The organism is Dryocola clanedunensis (assembly GCF_038405435.1).
In the GTDB taxonomy this organism is placed as follows: Bacteria; Pseudomonadota; Gammaproteobacteria; order Enterobacterales; family Enterobacteriaceae; genus Dryocola; species Dryocola clanedunensis_A.
Genome location: NZ_JBBYHZ010000034.1, coordinates 1 through 1,475, shown reverse-complemented (window position 1 = coordinate 1,475; position 1,475 = coordinate 1). Strand labels below are relative to the sequence as shown.

Below are 1,475 nucleotides of genomic sequence, written 5' to 3'. Positions count from 1 at the left end.
GGTAAGAACGAAGATACCGGTACGCCACTATACACAGCAACGGCTACAACGATGGTCAGCGGTAACTATGCCGGTGGTCAGCTTGCTGTGAAAATCGTGAGGCAGGATGAATTTGACTACTTCGCTGGCCTGACATTCCCGCACGCTGTATCGATGGTTATTAACATTACCTATCCGGTACCTGGAGGTACCAAAACAGAAGATGTTTCTCTGTTTGCAAATCTGACTGGTTTTGAGCAGACAGATGATGGCGCAGTCATTGACCCCACCGAATGGTACACATTCACATTCGATAACCTCAATGGCTCCGGCGCGTCATACATCACCACAGCAACCATCAACACAACTAAATTTGTTCTCAATGACAATGCTGCATTGATAGTCGGTCCATTCTTCTCGCCGATCGACTCTGACCAGCTTTGGGTTCACACAAACTCAGGGCTCGGCGGGAACAGTGAAACAAACTGGCAGTTGCAAATCTGGAAAGTAGACGTTAACAACAACCAGATACCCGGTACCTCGCAGACGTTCACGTATCGACAGACAACGCCCCACGATTCAACAAGCGAGACGTTCTATCGCACCGACAAAATTACCCCTGCAGCCGGAAGAGGTCGTTACGCTCTGTCGTTCAACCGGACGGACAACTCCAGTGATGCCAGCAAGCTACAGGTAGAGGAAATCCACGCGGTAAACGTCCGTAGCAACGTCAGCCACTCTAACGACACTACGGCCATCATAAAGGTTCGTGCTACCGAAAACTCTACCGGCCGCGAGCTGAAGTACAACGCGATGATTAACCGCTATACCATCAGCTACTCACTAGGCACTCAGACTGTTGATATGACGCTCAGGCCATCTCGAAAGTTCGCTGATGCTGTCGCGCATACATGGCTCGTTATGGCAGGGCAGCCGGCCAACAATATCGACCTGTACGGCCTGTACCAGATTCAGGCTGAAATTGATGCGATTGACCCGCGTCTTGGGTGCTTCGATTACACATTCGACGATGAGGATGTATCGTTAGGCTCCCGTATAGAAACCATCTGCGACGCCGCCAGCGTGACGGTGTTCTGGGATGATGGCGTACTGTCATTTGTCCGTGACAAGAAGCGCAGCAGCCCGGCCACGGTGTTTAACCGCAATAACACGACCGATGCGGGTTACTCGCTTAGCTACGATATGACGCTTCCAGGTGGCTTTGACGGAGTCGAAGTTCAGTACCGAAACCCAACGACGAACAAACAGGACTTCATCCGCTACCGGATCAGCAATGGAGCAATCGTCTCTGGCGCTGCTGTGAAGCCGAAGAAATTCGAGATGATGTATATCAGGGATGTGTTTCAGGCTGACGAGAGGGCGTTAAGAGAGTGCAAGCGGCTCATCTACTCACGGATAGCCATGAGCATTACGGCGCTGGCTGATGGGGAATGGGTGAACGTTGGTGACATGGTGCAGATAGCGGATACATACGA

At 51.5% G+C, this 1,475-nt stretch carries 1 protein-coding gene; it reads left to right on the top strand.

The window, feature by feature from the left end; all coding sequences use genetic code 11:
- Positions 1–51: 51 nt before the first annotated feature.
- Positions 52–1,475: host specificity factor TipJ family phage tail protein (locus tag AAE045_RS23120; RefSeq protein ID WP_455549671.1), on the top strand; the 1,424-nt coding region annotated here is incomplete at its 3' end.